This window comes from Limosilactobacillus kribbianus (assembly GCF_026413145.1).
Taxonomy (GTDB): Bacteria; Bacillota; Bacilli; order Lactobacillales; family Lactobacillaceae; genus Limosilactobacillus; species Limosilactobacillus kribbianus.
The window spans coordinates 1-14,719 of record NZ_JAOVYZ010000001.1; the positions used below are offsets into that span (position 1 = coordinate 1).

At 54.5% G+C, this 14,719-nt stretch carries 14 protein-coding genes; 10 read left to right on the forward strand and 4 right to left on the reverse strand.

What is annotated here, in order from left to right; all coding sequences use genetic code 11:
• Positions 1–90 precede the first annotated feature (90 nt).
• From OCT58_RS00005 to OCT58_RS00015, 3 genes are all read left to right on the forward strand, one after another.
• Positions 91–645, forward strand: coding sequence for a GGDEF domain-containing protein (locus OCT58_RS00005; RefSeq protein WP_267200769.1), 555 nt, complete (start codon positions 91–93; stop codon positions 643–645).
• Positions 646–710: 65 nt separating this feature from the next.
• On the forward strand, positions 711–1,127 hold the full coding sequence (locus OCT58_RS00010; RefSeq protein ID WP_267200770.1) for a hypothetical protein: 417 nt from the start codon (positions 711–713) through the stop codon (positions 1,125–1,127).
• A gap of 6 nt (positions 1,128–1,133) precedes the next feature.
• Positions 1,134–1,412 carry a hypothetical protein gene (locus OCT58_RS00015; protein ID WP_267200771.1) on the forward strand — a complete coding sequence of 93 codons (279 nt, stop codon included), beginning with the start codon at positions 1,134–1,136 and terminating at the stop codon, positions 1,410–1,412.
• Positions 1,413–1,465: 53 nt separating this feature from the next.
• Here the strand turns inward: OCT58_RS00015 and OCT58_RS00020 are convergent, their stop codons facing one another.
• Entirely contained in the window at positions 1,466–3,241 is a 1,776-nt protein-coding gene (locus OCT58_RS00020; protein WP_267200772.1) for an oleate hydratase, read from the reverse strand.
• 147 nt (positions 3,242–3,388) lie between these two features.
• On the opposite strand from OCT58_RS00020, the gene OCT58_RS00025 reads away from it, so the two are divergent.
• The 5 genes from OCT58_RS00025 to OCT58_RS00045 all read left to right on the forward strand — a co-directional run bounded on the left by OCT58_RS00025 (position 3,389) and on the right by OCT58_RS00045 (position 8,434).
• On the forward strand, positions 3,389–4,732 hold the full coding sequence (locus OCT58_RS00025; protein WP_267200890.1) for a TrkH family potassium uptake protein: 1,344 nt from the start codon (positions 3,389–3,391) through the stop codon (positions 4,730–4,732).
• Positions 4,725–5,393, forward strand: coding sequence for a potassium channel family protein (locus tag OCT58_RS00030; RefSeq protein WP_267200773.1), 669 nt, complete (start codon positions 4,725–4,727; stop codon positions 5,391–5,393). Before OCT58_RS00025 ends, OCT58_RS00030 begins: the two co-directional genes overlap by 8 nt.
• A gap of 16 nt (positions 5,394–5,409) precedes the next feature.
• A complete protein-coding gene (locus OCT58_RS00035; protein ID WP_267200774.1) occupies positions 5,410–6,102 on the forward strand; it encodes a class I SAM-dependent methyltransferase in 693 nt (230 codons plus the stop codon).
• A gap of 5 nt (positions 6,103–6,107) precedes the next feature.
• The gene (locus tag OCT58_RS00040; protein ID WP_267200775.1) at positions 6,108–6,935 is read left to right on the forward strand and encodes an aldo/keto reductase; all 828 of its coding nucleotides are present in this window, start codon (positions 6,108–6,110) and stop codon (positions 6,933–6,935) included.
• A 782-nt stretch (positions 6,936–7,717) separates the two neighbouring features.
• Entirely contained in the window at positions 7,718–8,434 is a 717-nt protein-coding gene (locus OCT58_RS00045; RefSeq protein WP_267200776.1) for an alpha/beta hydrolase, read from the forward strand.
• Between the two features lie 54 nt (positions 8,435–8,488).
• On the opposite strand, the gene OCT58_RS00050 is transcribed toward OCT58_RS00045, so the two are convergent.
• The 3 genes from OCT58_RS00050 to OCT58_RS00060 all read right to left on the reverse strand — a co-directional run bounded on the left by OCT58_RS00050 (position 8,489) and on the right by OCT58_RS00060 (position 11,627).
• Entirely contained in the window at positions 8,489–8,926 is a 438-nt protein-coding gene (locus tag OCT58_RS00050) for a GNAT family N-acetyltransferase (RefSeq protein WP_267200777.1), read from the reverse strand.
• A 29-nt stretch (positions 8,927–8,955) separates the two neighbouring features.
• On the reverse strand, positions 8,956–10,425 hold the full coding sequence (abc-f, locus tag OCT58_RS00055) for a ribosomal protection-like ABC-F family protein (protein ID WP_267200778.1): 1,470 nt from the start codon (positions 10,423–10,425) through the stop codon (positions 8,956–8,958).
• A gap of 254 nt (positions 10,426–10,679) precedes the next feature.
• The gene (locus OCT58_RS00060) at positions 10,680–11,627 is read right to left on the reverse strand and encodes a Dyp-type peroxidase (RefSeq protein ID WP_267200779.1); all 948 of its coding nucleotides are present in this window, start codon (positions 11,625–11,627) and stop codon (positions 10,680–10,682) included.
• A gap of 230 nt (positions 11,628–11,857) precedes the next feature.
• Between OCT58_RS00060 and OCT58_RS00065 the strand changes: the two genes are divergently transcribed.
• Together OCT58_RS00065 and OCT58_RS00070 are read left to right on the forward strand one after the other, a co-directional pair.
• Positions 11,858–13,336: a YfcC family protein gene (locus tag OCT58_RS00065; RefSeq protein ID WP_267200891.1), complete on the forward strand. Its 1,479-nt coding sequence runs from the start codon at positions 11,858–11,860 to the stop codon at positions 13,334–13,336.
• 15 nt (positions 13,337–13,351) lie between these two features.
• Positions 13,352–14,686, forward strand: coding sequence for a M20 family metallopeptidase (locus OCT58_RS00070; RefSeq protein WP_267200780.1), 1,335 nt, complete (start codon positions 13,352–13,354; stop codon positions 14,684–14,686).
• The last annotated feature ends 33 nt before the right edge of the window (positions 14,687–14,719 follow it).

Consider the following 14,719-nt stretch of genomic DNA (forward strand, 5'->3'; position numbering starts at 1 on the left):
GACAAAAGAGGTCCAAGAACACTGTCATGCATAAGATAAAAGAACTCCCGATATGATCGACCGTCCAAGGATCGAAGCATATCGGGAATTTTGATTCAAGGCGTGTCGCCACGGCGGGCTTACTATTCCGCTGCGGTGGAATATGAGAGTACCCACGATGAGCTGACTGGTTTACTAAACTACCGGGCCTTTTCCGAATTCGTTGAAAATACCCGGGGCAACGATATTCGCGGTGACCTGAAACTAGGGGTCGTGGACATTGATCACTTCAAGTGGGTCAATGATCGTTACGGCCACTTAGCTGGCAATGAACTTCTGAAGGGCTTTGCCACCTACCTATTGACCAGTTTGCAGGAACGTTTTCAACAAAATGTGGCTGTTTATCGGTTCGGGGGCGAGGAGTTTTGTATTGTTTTTGACGGGATTGAGGAGACCAAATGCACCCAGGCGATGCAGGAGATTGAAAAGCATCTCCAAAACCATCCCTTTGTGCTTGATGAGGGCCAGCGATTAACGATTAGCTTCTCATGTGGAATTGCTCGTTCTGAGGAAACCGATCCACACCGTAGTCTTCGTGCGGCCGATGAACAACTATATCGGGCTAAACGTCAAGGACGAGCTCAAATTTGTACCAATTTTGCGTGATTGGTACTATCATAAAGGTTAAGAAAGGTATTCGGAGGATAATTGTAAAAGAGTGGGGTGAGTAGATGGTGAGTTCAGCGGTTGACTGGCAATTATTTGCCCAGCCAATTTTAAGAGTTGATAGTTGTACAAAATACTATCCCCAAGACTATGAATTGCTGATTCGTGATGCAAGTGGCCGGGTACCACTGCAGCAGCTTCAGCGTTTATTAGGCTCGGAAGAAGGAAATTATTGTTTCTGGGGATGGAAACGGAATGTTTTGCGGCCATTGATGGAAGAACATCAAGTGGGGATGCCTAGCTATTGGATTAATATTGATCCGGTCCAATTGGCCTTTGACAGCACCTGGCAATTCCTGCAGGATTTTTCCTGTTACCGGGACACGATGATGATTGAGGTGACGGAACGCCCGATTCAGGATGCCGCGACCGTTGTTGATCTGCCAGTGGCCATTCACCAGCTCCATCAGTTAGGATATTAAGTGGCGATGGATGATGTTGGAACCGGCCAAAATCAATGGCGGGCAATTCAATTGGTTAGTCATGATATTCAGCGAATTAAGCTCTCACTGTGGAAATTTCGCCAAAATTGCATTAACTGGCATTCGACCTTTCGGAAGTGGGATGATTTTGCTCACGCACACCGGCTCGAAATGGTGGTGGAAGTAGTGGACTCGCTTGAGATTGCTCAGCAAGTTTTTGAGGCCGATCCCCAGTGCTTGCAACAGGGCTTCTATTATGAGGAGCCGGTTAGGTTAGAAAATTAAAGATAGAATAAAAGAGCTGCGTCATTTTTGGCGCAGCTCTTTTTGACGATTGATTATAGTAAGTGTTGTTCACGCATTAATTGCCCGATCCAGTTGTTTTCCAGTTTTTTAAGCAGCGGTTTTTCGACCATCTTCGGGATCGGCAGGTCGATGTCTTCCAGCGGCTTCTGGTCGTTCATGTAGTACATCGCCCGCATCAGGTCCCGGATGTCATAGACTGAGCCGTAAACCTCTGGGACACCTCGGTCGACGTCAAGCAGGGTGTAGACGGCTTCCATCGCGGTCCGGACGGAGTATTCGGTCGTGAAGACGGTGTCCCGGCTCGGCGATTCGGCGAAGTTGCCGATGAAGGCCAGGTTGGCCGAACCCTGTGGTACGACTGCCGGCCGGTCGCCCTTGGTCCGCGGCATGAAGTAGGAGGTGACAAACGGCATGTAGACCGGCACGGTGTTGATCGAATCCTGGGCGGCCAACTTGTCGATCAGGGCCACCGGAACGCCGAGGTGGTAGAGCCATTCCTTGGTGATCTCCTCACCGGTGCAGTCGACGATCCGCTTCTTGATGTAGTTCCCCTTGGTGTTGGAGTAGAGTCCGTAGATCCAGACGATCGTTTCGTTGTCCTTCTGGGTCTTGAAGTGCGGCTGACGGTGAATCGTCCAGGAGAGCATCCAGTTGGAGTCGGTGACGGTGATGATCCCACCGGTGTTGACCTTGCCGTCGTGGAGGTCCCGCTTGGTCAGGCGCTCGATGTAGGGTTCAACCTGCGGATTCTTGACGGTCGCCGTGGCCGAAATGAACCAGGAGCGGTCCGGCAGGTTCTTGCAGAAGACGTCCGGGTTCCCGAAGGCCGGTGACTGCTTGGCGATGTTCTCCCAGAGCTTCCAGGAGCCGCCCAGCTCGTGGGTCGGCTTGGCGGCCTCGTGGTGGCTGCCGTAGGTCGTGCTCTCGGTGATTGAACCATTGGTGACGAAGACCAGGTCGTCGTCGGTCAGGTCGATCTCCTTGTGCTCGCCGCCCTGGGTCATGACGATCTTCTTGGCGTGCTTCTCGCCGTCCTTGGTGTCGACCAGGACGTTCTCCACCTGGGTGTCGTAGTCGAACTGGACGCCGTGGTCCTTGAGGTAGGCCAAAAGCGGCTTGGTCATCGACTCGTACTGGTTGTACTTGTTGAATTTCAAGGCGGTGAAGTTCGGCAGGCCGTCGATGTGGTGGATGAACCGCATCATGTAGCGCCGCATTTCCTTGAGGGAGTGCCACTTCTCGAAGGCAAACATGGTTGCCCAGTAGGTCCAGAAGTTGCTTTCGAAGAACTCGTCGGAGAAGTAGTCACCGATCGTCTTCGTACCCAGCTGGTCCTCCGGCGTCAAGACTAACTTGGTCAATTCCTTGATGGCCTTCTTGGAGAGCAGGTACTTGCCATCGGTCGGCACCTCGTTACCGCGCTGGTAGGTCAGCCGGCAGTTGGAGCTGTTCGGGTCGTCCTTGTCTAGCCAGTAGTACTCGTCGAGGTAGGATGCGCCCGGGATCTCCAGGGATGGGATCGAGTGGTACATGTCCCACATGCACTCGAAGTGATTCTCCATCTCCCGGCCGCCCCGGGTGACGAAGCCGGCTTCCGGCCGGTCCGCACCGTCGAGTGAGCCCCCGGCGATCGGTAATTCTTCCAAAACGTGGATCTGCTTGCCCGGCACCTGACCGTCCCGGACGAGGAAAACGGCGGCCGAGAGCCCGGCTAGCCCAGCCCCGACGATGTAAGCGTGCTTCTTGTCCGCTCCGGCCGGCTTGCGTGGCCGAGCGAAGGCTTCATAGTTTCCGTTGGAATAATACATGAGACAGACTCCTTTCTGTCAAAGACACAACGATACACACCTTAATTGTACTGTAAGCGCTTACCTGAGTCAATCAACGGAAATTGAAGGCGGTAATCAGGCGGGAAAAAGCTTATAATGAAGGTATTAACAAATGCGGGTGAAATTATGATTGAGATCAGCGGACATAAGTATTCATTTCCCAAAATTCTAACCTTTGGCTTCCTCTTGGTGATCATCCTCGGCACGGCCCTGCTCAAATTGCCCTTTGCGACCCGGCCGGGACTGGCTACCAGCTTCATGACGGCCCTCTTCACCTCGACCAGTGCGACCTGCGTGACCGGGCTGACCCTGGTGAGCACCGCTACGCACTGGACGCTCTTCGGCCAGGTGGTGATTGCCGCCTTGATGGAGATCGGTGGTCTGGGCTTCATGACCTTTGCCGTCATGATGTCCCTAATGATTCGGCGGCGGATGAAGATGTCGACCCGCTTGTTGACCCAGGAGGCCTTGAACCTCGACCACCTGTCGCAACTGAGCGTGGTCTACCTGATTATCCGCCTCTCGATTTTGATCCAACTGATCGGCAGCGTCTTCTTGTTCTTTGATTTCTACCCGAAGTACGGCCTGACGCGGGCAATTTGGTACAGCCTCTTTCACGCCATCTCGGCCTTTTGTAATGCCGGCTTCGACCTCTTCGGCAATAGCATGGAGAATTACGCCAACGACCCCTACATGATCTGCGTCCTGGCGGTCCTGATCCTGGCTGGGTCCTTTGGTTTCCTGGTCTGGAAGGATATCCTAGGCTATCATAAGTACCACCATTTGTCCCTGCATACCCAGCTAGCCCTGCGCACCGGGGGGGGCCTGATGGTTACCTCGGTAATCGTCTACTTCCTGACCGAGCATAACCTGGCCCAGCTTAGCGGCCAGCTCTCGGCACCGCAGCGCTTTCTCAACACGATTTTCATGGCGATCACGCCGCGGACCGCGGGGCTGATCACCTTTCCTTACAATAACTTGAGTGCGGCCGGGCTGAGCTTCACGATTTTGCTGATGTTCATCGGCGGGACCCCCGGATCGACGGCCGGCGGGATCAAGACGACCACGGTCGGACTCCTGGTCGTTCAGAGCATCGCCACATTGCGTGGGCAAAAGGACACCGAGTTTGCCCACCGGCGCTTCACCCAGGAGAACGTCTACCGGGCGCTGACCCTGCTCTTCGTGGCCCTGCTGATCCTCTTCGTCGCCGTCCTGCTGCTGGTTGAGACCCAGGCCCTGCCGAAGCACGATTCGCTGTCCTACGTGACTTTCGAGGCCGTGGCAGCGTTCGGGACCACCGGGATTTCGCTGGGGATCACGCCCCAGCTGAATTTCATCGGCCAGATCATCATCATGATCCTGATGTTCGTCGGCCGGGTCGGCATCTACACCGTCATGTTCTCGGTCTTCAACGCCCGGCCGAAGACCAAGAGCTACCGTTATCCAGAGGAGAGTGTTTTAATTGGCTAAAAAAGAAAGCTACGCCGTCATCGGCATCGGCCAGTTCGGCGCATCAATCTGTGAAGCACTGGTCGCCGCCAGCCAGGAGGTCCTGGCGATTGATATCAACGAAGAAGTTATCAACGAACTGGCCAACTCGGTCATGCGGGCTGTGGTTGCCGATGCCCAGGATGAGGACGCACTGCGCGAACTCGACATTGGCAGTTTCGACCACGTCTACATTTCAATCGGACAGAACATCGAGGCCAGTATCATGGCTACCCTGATTGCTAAGGACCTCGGTGCCAAAGACGTGACCTGCCGGGCCGAGAATGCCAACCACGCCCGGGTGCTGGAACGGGTCGGCGCCGACCGGGTCGTCCGGCCGGAGCACGACCTGGCCAAGCGGCTGGTTTTCCAGCAGCTCAACCCGAGCGTCGTCGATTACGTCACCCTGAGCAAGGAGACCACCCTGGCTGAAGTGGTGATCGACAACCCGAAGTTCGTGGGTCGGAGCCTGGACGAGCTGGATTTTCGGAATAGGTTTCACGTCACCGTGATCATCATCGTCAGTGCCGACGATCAGGTCAACCAGATGCCCCAGGCCAACGACGTGATTCAGGAGGGCGACAAGGTCACCGTGGTCGGTAAGTTGGAAGATATTCAGCGCTTGAACGATATTGTCAGTTGATAAGGAAGCAAGCATTATGAAGTTACGTAGAATCAACGTTATGACCCTCTTAGCCGTGGACATCCTGGTAGTGGTCGGTGGACTGATTTACAGCCTGATCAGCACCCACTATTGGAACTTGCTCTGGGGTGTGCTATTGGCTGCCTGGGGCCTGATCCTCACCCACACGATGACGGCCGGGCACCTGCGAGTTTGGCAAGGATTGATTGACCGCTTTGGCTTTGGCGGCCACGATCAGATCTTAGACCTCAGCGGCGGACGGTTCAACGACCTGCTTCTGATAGCGAAGAGTTTGACAGCCCCCGCCAAGGTTACCGGAACGGGGGACTGGCGCCAGGACCAAAAGGAGCTCCAGGGACGAATCAACGCGGCTAAGGTGGCCGACCGGGTTAAGCTGGTTGACGCCGACGTCTTCAACCTGAACTTTGCGGACCGCTCCTTCGACTACGTCCTGGTCGACCTGGCCTTCCACAACATCGGCCCCGCCTTGGAGCGCGGCCGGGCGGTCCAGGAGGCCAGCCGGGTACTGAAGGCCGCCGGGACACTGGTAATTACCGATTGTGCCTACATTGATGAGTACCAACGGGCGTTAGGCAATCTCGGCTTCAACGATATTCGGGTGCTGTCGACCGGCTTCAATGGCTGGTGGGGTAGCCCCTGGACGACGACCAAGGTTTTGATTGCCAAGCGTTATCCACGAAGGAGGTAGAAAAAATGAAGTATTTAACGATCAAGGGTGAGAAACTCAGCCAGATTGGCCTGGGTGGGGCGGACCTGGGCCGCCAGCCCGAAGATGAGGCCGCCGCAATTCGCTATGGCCTGACCCACGGGATCAACGTGGTCGACACGGCGGAAAGCTACCCGGGCAGCGAGAAGATTATCGGTTGGGCGATGCAGGGCCTCGACCGCTCACAGACCTTTATCGTTTCCAAGGTTCTGCCAAGCCACGCGACCCCGGATCAGGAGCGGCGCAGCCTGGAAGCCAGCCTGAAGCAACTGGGGACTGATTATCTGGACCTCTACCTTCTGCACTGGCGGGCCAATGCCGACCTTGCCCAGGCGGTGGCCGGCCTGGAGAGTCTCAAACAGGAGGGCCTGATCCGTCACTGGGGAGTTTCCAACTTTGATGTTGCGGACATGGAGGACCTCCTGAAGGTGCCGGATGGTGACCAGGTCTTTGCCAACGAGGACCTCTATAACATCACGAGCCGCGGCGTTGAGTACGACCTCTTGCCGTGGCAAGCTCAGCGGGGAATTGGCTTCCTCGGCTACTCGCCCTTCCACGCGGTCGGCTGGAACTATCTCCACCCGACGCTGGTCTTGCGCGAGATCGGCACGGCCCACCACGCGACGCCATACCAGGTGATGCTGGCCTGGATTACCCGCAATAACAATGTCCTCAGCCTGCCCAAGGCCAGTTCCGTCGATCACGTCAAGGCCAACATCGCGGCCTTGGACCTGGAGCTGACGGAAGACGAACTAAGGATGATCGATGAGGAATATCCGGCCCCGACGACCAAGGTATCGCTGGAGAAAATTTAGACGAACGAAAAAAACACTCTTCTCGAAATGAGTTGAGTGGTTTTTAAAACTGTTGTCATGTTGGCAACATGAAAGTAAAATGTTAATATATAGATGTAAGCTATTAAGTGCTTACAGGGCCACACATCAACACCGATTCTAGATAAAGGTGGTGGAGGTCTTGTATGACACACTCTTGAAGATCGGTACTTTATTATCGTTATATAGCGGCTCATTTGTTGCCATTTTCACGATAGTCGAGTACCTTACCCAGCTCATTCGCTGGATAAAGAAAAAGGCACGTTCGAAACGGCCTTAACATAGCTTATAAAAGGGGTTGAGCGTTGCACCGCTTACCCCTTTTTCAATTAATGTTATTATACTAAATAAAATGGAGAATGTAAAATGAAGTATCTTTTGCTAATTGCTATATATGGTTTAGCTGCTATCTTTATAATTATAGGAATAAAGCAATGCAAAGCTTTATATCAAGAGATCAAGGACATGATTAAAAAGGGGTAATAGTTTGCCACGAGCTAGGAAATATACGCCAGAAGAGGCTTACCAAAGAAAACTGGAAAGCAATAAGCGCTACCAGGATAAACATAAAGAGGTAATTTACCGCAACCAGCTAAAAAGCAAGGCGAAGAACTTCATAACCAAAAAGGCCACGCGAGACGAACTGCTGTATTTTCAAAATTTGATTACCGATAAATTAAACGAAAAGGAATAGTATTCTTACTATTCTTTTTTGATTTGGCGTACAATTGACGATAAAACTAATTGAGAAGGGAATTTATCAAATGAAAATTACTAATGTCAAGCTCTCCCAGGCTGACTCCTCACTCGATATCTACCAGAGCAACAGCGATGTGGACCTGCCGGCGGTCGTGATTATTCCTGGTGGTAGCTATAAGCAGATCAAGGAGCGCGACTCGGAGCGGGTGGCCTTGACCTTTGCCACCCACGCCTTCCAGTCCTTTGTTGTCCGCTACCCGATCCTGAAACACCGGGATTACCAACAAGCCCAACTGGCGATTAGTCAGGCGTTCGACTACATCGTTGCTCACGCGGCCGAACTGCGCGTCGACACCGCCAAGCTGGGGATCATCGGCTTTTCCGCCGGTGGTCAATTGGCCGCAGCCTATAGCAACCGCCCGGATACGAAGGCCAAGTTTGCAGCCCTTGGCTACCCGGTGATCAAGCCGACAATTGACGATCGGATGAAAGTTCAGACGGAAGACGTCAGCCAGTTGGTGACCGCCAGCACTCCGGCGACCTTCCTGTGGGGCTCGATCAACGACGGCCTAACCCCGTTTCTGGACCACGTCAATGCCTACGCGGTGGCCCTGGCCAAGCAGAGGGTGCCGTTTGAACTGCACGAGTTTGGGACCGGTAACCACGGGATTGCCCTGGCCAACAAGTACACGGGGATTGTCAACCGCGAACGGATCGACCGTCACATGGCCCAGTGGTTCCCGCTCTTTCTGGAATGGCTAGATGAATTGAATTTGCGTTAGAGTAAAAATTGCACCCGATAAATCTGCGGATTTGTCAGGTGCAGTTTTCAATTATTAGAGTGCCGGGTGAACCATTTTGATGTGGGGCGAGCCGGCGTGGTTGTATGGTTCGCCGACCGTGGTGAAGCCAAACTTCCGATAATAGCCTTCGACCGGCACCTGGGCATCAATCTCGATTTCATTTCCCGGGAAATAATCCTTGATGGCCTCCATGATTTCCTGGAGCAATTCATTGCCCAGCCCCTGGCCACGAAAGGCGGGAGCGGTGACTACCCGGCCGAAAGTGACCACGCCGGGCGCCTTCAAAAAGACCCGGGCGTAGGCGGCCAACTGGCCGTTGAGCTCGTCATAAACGTGAACGGCCTTCAAGTCGTTGTCGTCGACGTCATTGACGATCCGCTTCTGGTCGACGATGAAGACCGCGCTGCGCAGCTTGTAGATTTCAAATAGTTTCTTGGTGGTTAATTCATCAAACGTTTCTCGTTGCCACATAATTAGTGCCTTCTTTGATTGGGATTACCTTAGATTGTAACGCGTTTCGTGGCGATCTCATCAATAAAGTGCCGGTCGTGCTCGATAATCAGCATTGCCGGCTTTTCCTGCTTGATCAACCGGATCAGCTGGTTCTGGTTATAAGTGTCAAGATAGTTGAGCGGCTCGTCCCAGAGATAGAGCTGGGCGGGGGTCAAAAGCGACCGGGCCAGCTCGACCTTCTTTTGCTGGCCCATGCTCAGAGAGTCGAGCGGGGTCGTGAAGCTAGACCGCTCCATCCCCAGTTTGCGCAGCGTGTTAAGCAGCTGGTCTTCCGGCAGGTGGTTGTCTTGAGCAAACTGCTTCAGGCTGCCATGAAAGTCAGCGTAATCCTGGCGCACCAGGCTGATTGTTGTGCCATGGGCAATCGTAAGCGTCCCGCCTACCTGGCCTTCAAACCGGCCCAGGATCGCCTTGAAGAGGCTGGACTTGCCAGTGCCGTTATCGCCGCAAAGAACGACCTGCTCGCCCTGGTCGACAGTTAGGGAAAGCTGGTCAAAAAGTCGGCGGCCGGGTAGATCGAGGCTAACGTCGGCGAGGGTTAAGAGGGGCGACTGGTGGCTGGGCTGTTGGTTGATCGTCAGCGGGACGATGGTTTCGACCTCCTGGAGCAGGCCGGTCTTTGCTGTGGCGGCCTTGTCCAGTCGTCGGGCCATCGCCGTCGACTTCTTCATCATCCGGGCAGCCTTGGCCCCGATGAAGCCCTTGTCGGCGTGCGAATTATGTTTCTTTTCACCCTCGGCGCGCTGGGCCCACTGGAGTCGTTGTTGTTTGGCGGCCTTGAGGTTCTTGATGTCGGCGTGCAGCTGCTCATTCGTGCTGATCGCCTCCCGGTCGCGGCGCTCTTTTTGGGCAAAGTAGGTCGAGTAGTTGCCCCGCTCCAGAACCAGCTGGTGGCGCTCAATTACCAGGGTGTGGTCGATCACCCGGTCAAGGAAGTCCTGGTCGTGGCTGGTGATGATGAATCCCTGGCGCTTGCCCCGCAGGTAGTCGGCGATCTGTTGACGGCCGTGCTGATCCAAGTGGTTGGTCGGCTCGTCTAAGAGAGGAAAACTGGTCGGGTCGGCGAAGAGGGCTGCCAGCAGAACCTTGGTCTGTTCGCCGCCGGAGAGGGTGCCAAAGGGCTGCCAGAGGAGGGCCGGGTCGACGCCCATCAGATTAAGTTCCCGCTCCACCTGCCACTGCTCCAGCTGAGGTGCGCCTGCACTGATCGCGTTCCAGGCAAGGTCGTCCGGGTCGGTGATCTCCTGGGGAAAGTAGGAGAAGGTCAGGTTGGCGGTGATTTGGCCCTGATAGTCGCGATGGCCGAGGAGGATCTGCATCAGGGTCGTCTTGCCCCGACCGTTGCGGCCCAGCAGGCCCAGCTTCCAGGAGCCGTCGATGTCAATCTGGCTGTGGTCAAAGAGCGGATCCTTACCCGGATAGGCGAAGGTCAGCTGACGAATTGAAATGTTTCCCATTATTGTCTCACGTTCCTTTCTGGATTGGAACACGAAAAGGGCCTACCACCCCGGGTAGACCCTTTTTTGATACTAAAAACAACCGACCGCTGCCAGTCGCCGTGATCAAGATTAAGCTGCAATTCTACCTAGAGCACCCCTTGCCGTGTCAATTAACAAACGATGCTTTAACTTGTGTAGAATTAGAACTTCAATGCTTGATCCCTCCGTAAATTAACTACCAGTAGCATAGCAAGCCACCGGAACCTTGTCAACTACTTGTTCAATTCGCCGTCCGCGATCTTTTCCAAGAGTGGCCGGGACGGAATGAAGAAGAGTTGACCGGACAGGATGTCGGAGAAGGAAAGCAGGTAGTCGTGCTTCTCCACCATGTTTTCCAGCATCTGCTTGGTGACCTTCCAATAACGAGAATAGCCGATGAAGTAGGTCCCAGTGATGCCGGAGGCCGGATCGGAATACGGCACGTTCATCCGGACGATCTTCTGCTCCACGCCATTGATCTTGGCCTGGGAGGCAACATTGTGGGCGTTCTTGAACTTCTCCTGGTCTTCCAATTCCAGGTCGCTGAACTTCTTCCGGCCCACGGCCTTTTCCTGGTCCTCGGTGGTCAGCTTGTCCCAGATGTCCATGTGGTGACGCCACTTCTGGGCAAAGGCGTAGGAGCCGTTTTCAAAGAACGGATCCTCGTCGCCAATGATGGCGTAATCAGCAGCATCCTCGACTTGCGGGGCCTCAGTGCCGTCGATGAAGCCGATGATCGCCCGGCCCTCGAAGTAACGGAAGCCCTTGGTCTCGTCAACGACGGTCGTGTAGTCCTTCAAGAAAAGCATGCACTGGGAGACCATCTCGTAGACGACGGCCTCGTCGTTGGCCCGAATGTGAAGGAAGATGTCACCCTTCGTGGCCGGCATCGAATACTTGTCACCGGAAATGGTTTGATAAGGTTCCAACTCCTTTGGCTTTGGGGCGTCCGGGAAGAGGTAGTCCCAGGCGGCACTGCTGAAGCCCAGGGAGGCCTTTAGGTTCCCCTTGTTGTCCCGGATCCGCAGCGACCGGATGATCGCCTGGTAGTGGTCGACGAATTCTTGGATGGCCGCCTGTTCCTTTGCTTGGTCGTCCCGGTTGAGCTCGAGTACTGTAAATTGAACGTGTTCACCGGCGTCCTTCCAGACGTCCTGTGCTTGACTTGGATTCATTGCCATAAAAAAGATCTCCTCTCACATCACAAAAAAACTCCAATAACACTATAATTATAACATTTTTTGTCAAAAACCAGGTGAATTAGTACCCGTAATCTGTTCAATTGGTGTTGAAGCCGCTTCCAAATCAAGCTACAATTAAATTGTGAAATTATTTGCTTGATTTTGCTGCACTAATTTTTAGATTTGGGGTGAGGATTTTGCCAGAAGCAAAGAAAAAGCACCGGTTCCATATGCCGACTGCTTATACGATTCTGTTTATTATCATTGTCATTATTGCCATCCTGACCTGGATTATTCCGGCCGGGACCTACGCCACGGATAAGGCCGGGAACATCATTTCCGGGACCTATAAGGCCGTTTCCAGCAAACCACAGGGGATCTGGGACGTCTTCATGGCACCGGTCATCGGGATGGTCGGGGACAAGAAGACCGAGGGTGCGATCTCGGTTTCCCTGTTCATCCTGGTTATTGGGGGCTTCTTGGGGGTCGTCAATAAGACCGATGCTTTGAACGAAGGGATCAGTTCGATCGTTCGCCGCTACAAGGGCCGCGAAAAGCAGCTGATTCCAATCCTGATGATCCTGTTTGCCATCGGGGGATCAACTTACGGGATGGGTGAAGAAACGATCGCCTTCTACCCGCTGTTGATTCCGGTTATGATGGGGGTCGGCTTCGACTCACTGGTTGCCGTTGCCATCGCCCTGGTCGGGACCCAGGTTGGATGCCTGGCCTCGACCGTGAACCCGTTTGCCACTGGAGTTGCATCGCAGACCCTGAACATCTCGCCAGGTGACGGGCTGGGCTCACGGCTCCTTCTATTGATTATCACGACCGCCGTCAGCATCATCTACGTCTACCACTACGCCTCCGTCATTCAGAAGGACCCGACCAAGTCACTGATTTACGACCAGCGGGCCGAAGATGAGAAGCGGTTCGAAATCAAGACGCGGACCGACGACGAGCACCAGATGACTGGTCGGCAAAAGGCCGTGCTTTGGCTCTTCGGTGCGACCTTCGTCATCATGATCCTCGGGCTGGTTCCGTGGACCAACCTGAACGCCCACTGGAACTTCTTTGACAAGTTCACCAAGTGGCTGACCGGGATTCCGTTCCTGGGCAACCTGGTCGGTCATGATATTGCTCCACTGGGGACCTGGTACTTCAACGAAATCACCATGCTCTTCCTCTTCATGTCCGTTCTGATCATGTGGGTCTACCACATGACGGAAGGCGAGTTCATGGATGCCTTCATGAAGGGGATGGCCGATTTCCTGAGCGTTGCGATCATCGTTGCTGTCGCTCGTGGAATTCAGGTCATCATGAACAACGGGATGATTACCGGGACCGTCCTGCACTGGGGTGAAACGGGCCTGCGGGGACTTTCCCAGAGTGTCTTCATCATCCTGACCTACATTTTCTACATTCCAATGTCCTTCCTGATTCCGTCGACCTCTGGTTTGGCCGCTGCGACGATGGGGATTATCGGGCCGCTGGGCCACTTCGCCCACGTCTCCGGTAGTCTGGTCATCACCGCTTACCAGGCTGCTTCCGGTTGGGTTAACCTGATCACGCCGACCTCCGGGGTTGTCATGGGTGCCTTAGCGATCGCTCACGTCAACGTCAGCGTTTGGTGGAAGTGGATGCTGAAATTGATGATTTATCTCTTTATTGTTACCTGTGTATTCTTAGGCGTTGCCGCCGTATTATAAAAGGAATGAGTAAACATGACACAATTGGTAAACGAACAAGAGCAACAAGAAGCCGTTAAAACCTTGGAACGGCTGATTTCCGTGCAGTCCTACAACCAGCCGGCAGAGGATGGGGCACCATTTGGCCGGGGGATCCGCAACGCCCTCGACGAAATGATGAAGATCTGCGACGAGCTGGGCTTTAAGACCTACGAAGACCCGGACGGCTACTACGGCTATGCCGAGGTCGGTGAGGGCGAGAAAGTCTTCGGGGTGATCTGCCACCTCGACACCGTCCCAGCCGGGGATCTTGCTACCTGGGACCACGACCCGTTCAAGGGCACCGTCGTCAACAACGCCATCTATGGCCGGGGTTCCCAGGATGACAAGGGACCTGGCATTGCGGCCCTCTATGCCGTCAAGGCCTTGATGGATGCCGGTTACCATTTCAACCAGCGGATTCGTTTCATCTACGGGACCGACGAGGAAATCCTCTGGCGGGGGATTGCCCAGTACAACAAGAAGGAATCCCAGATCGACATCGGGATTTCACCGGACGCCGAATTCCCACTGATCTATGCCGAAAAGGGCCTGGAGCAGGCCTACCTGGTGGGCCCGGGCACCGACAAGCTGCACATCAGCCTGAAGAACGCCTTCAACGCCGTTCCTGACAAGGCCGTTTACGATGGTCCAAAGCAGGACGAGGTCAAGGCCGCCCTCGACCGGCACAACTTCAAGTACACCAGTGATGACAAGTCCATCACGGTGATTGGGAAGTCCGTCCACGCCATGCTGGCGCCGGAGGGAACCAACGCCGTTCTCCGGCTGGCCATCGCCTTGGACGAGGTCTTTGACTTCAAGCCGCTGGACTTCTTTGGCAAGCTCTTCAAGGAGGACGCCACCGGGACCAACGTGCTGGGGGACGTTAAGGACGAGTCCGGTCACTTGACCTTCAACATCTCCAGCCTGGAAATCAATGAGAAGGAGACCCGGATGCAGATTGACCTGCGGATTCCGGTCACCGTCGACCGTGACAAGCTGCTGGACAAGCTGAACGAAAACGTGGCCCCATACGAGCTCAAGTACGCCCCGTTTGACTACGTGGCTCCGCTCTACGTGCCAAAGGACAGCAAGCTGATTCAGACCCTGATGGAGGTCTACAAGGACCAGACCGGCGACACCACGGCCACTCCACAGATTTCAGGTGGGGCGACCTTTGCCCGGACCATGCACAACTGTGTGGCCTTCGGGGGGATGCTGCCGACGACGCCGGACTACATGCACCAGGCCAACGAACAGTGGCCACTGCCGGACATGTTCAAGGCCATGGAGATCTTTGCCCAGGCAATTAAGAAGCTCTGCGTGGACTAAGTAAAAGTAATCTGAATTAAAGAAGGACGAGCA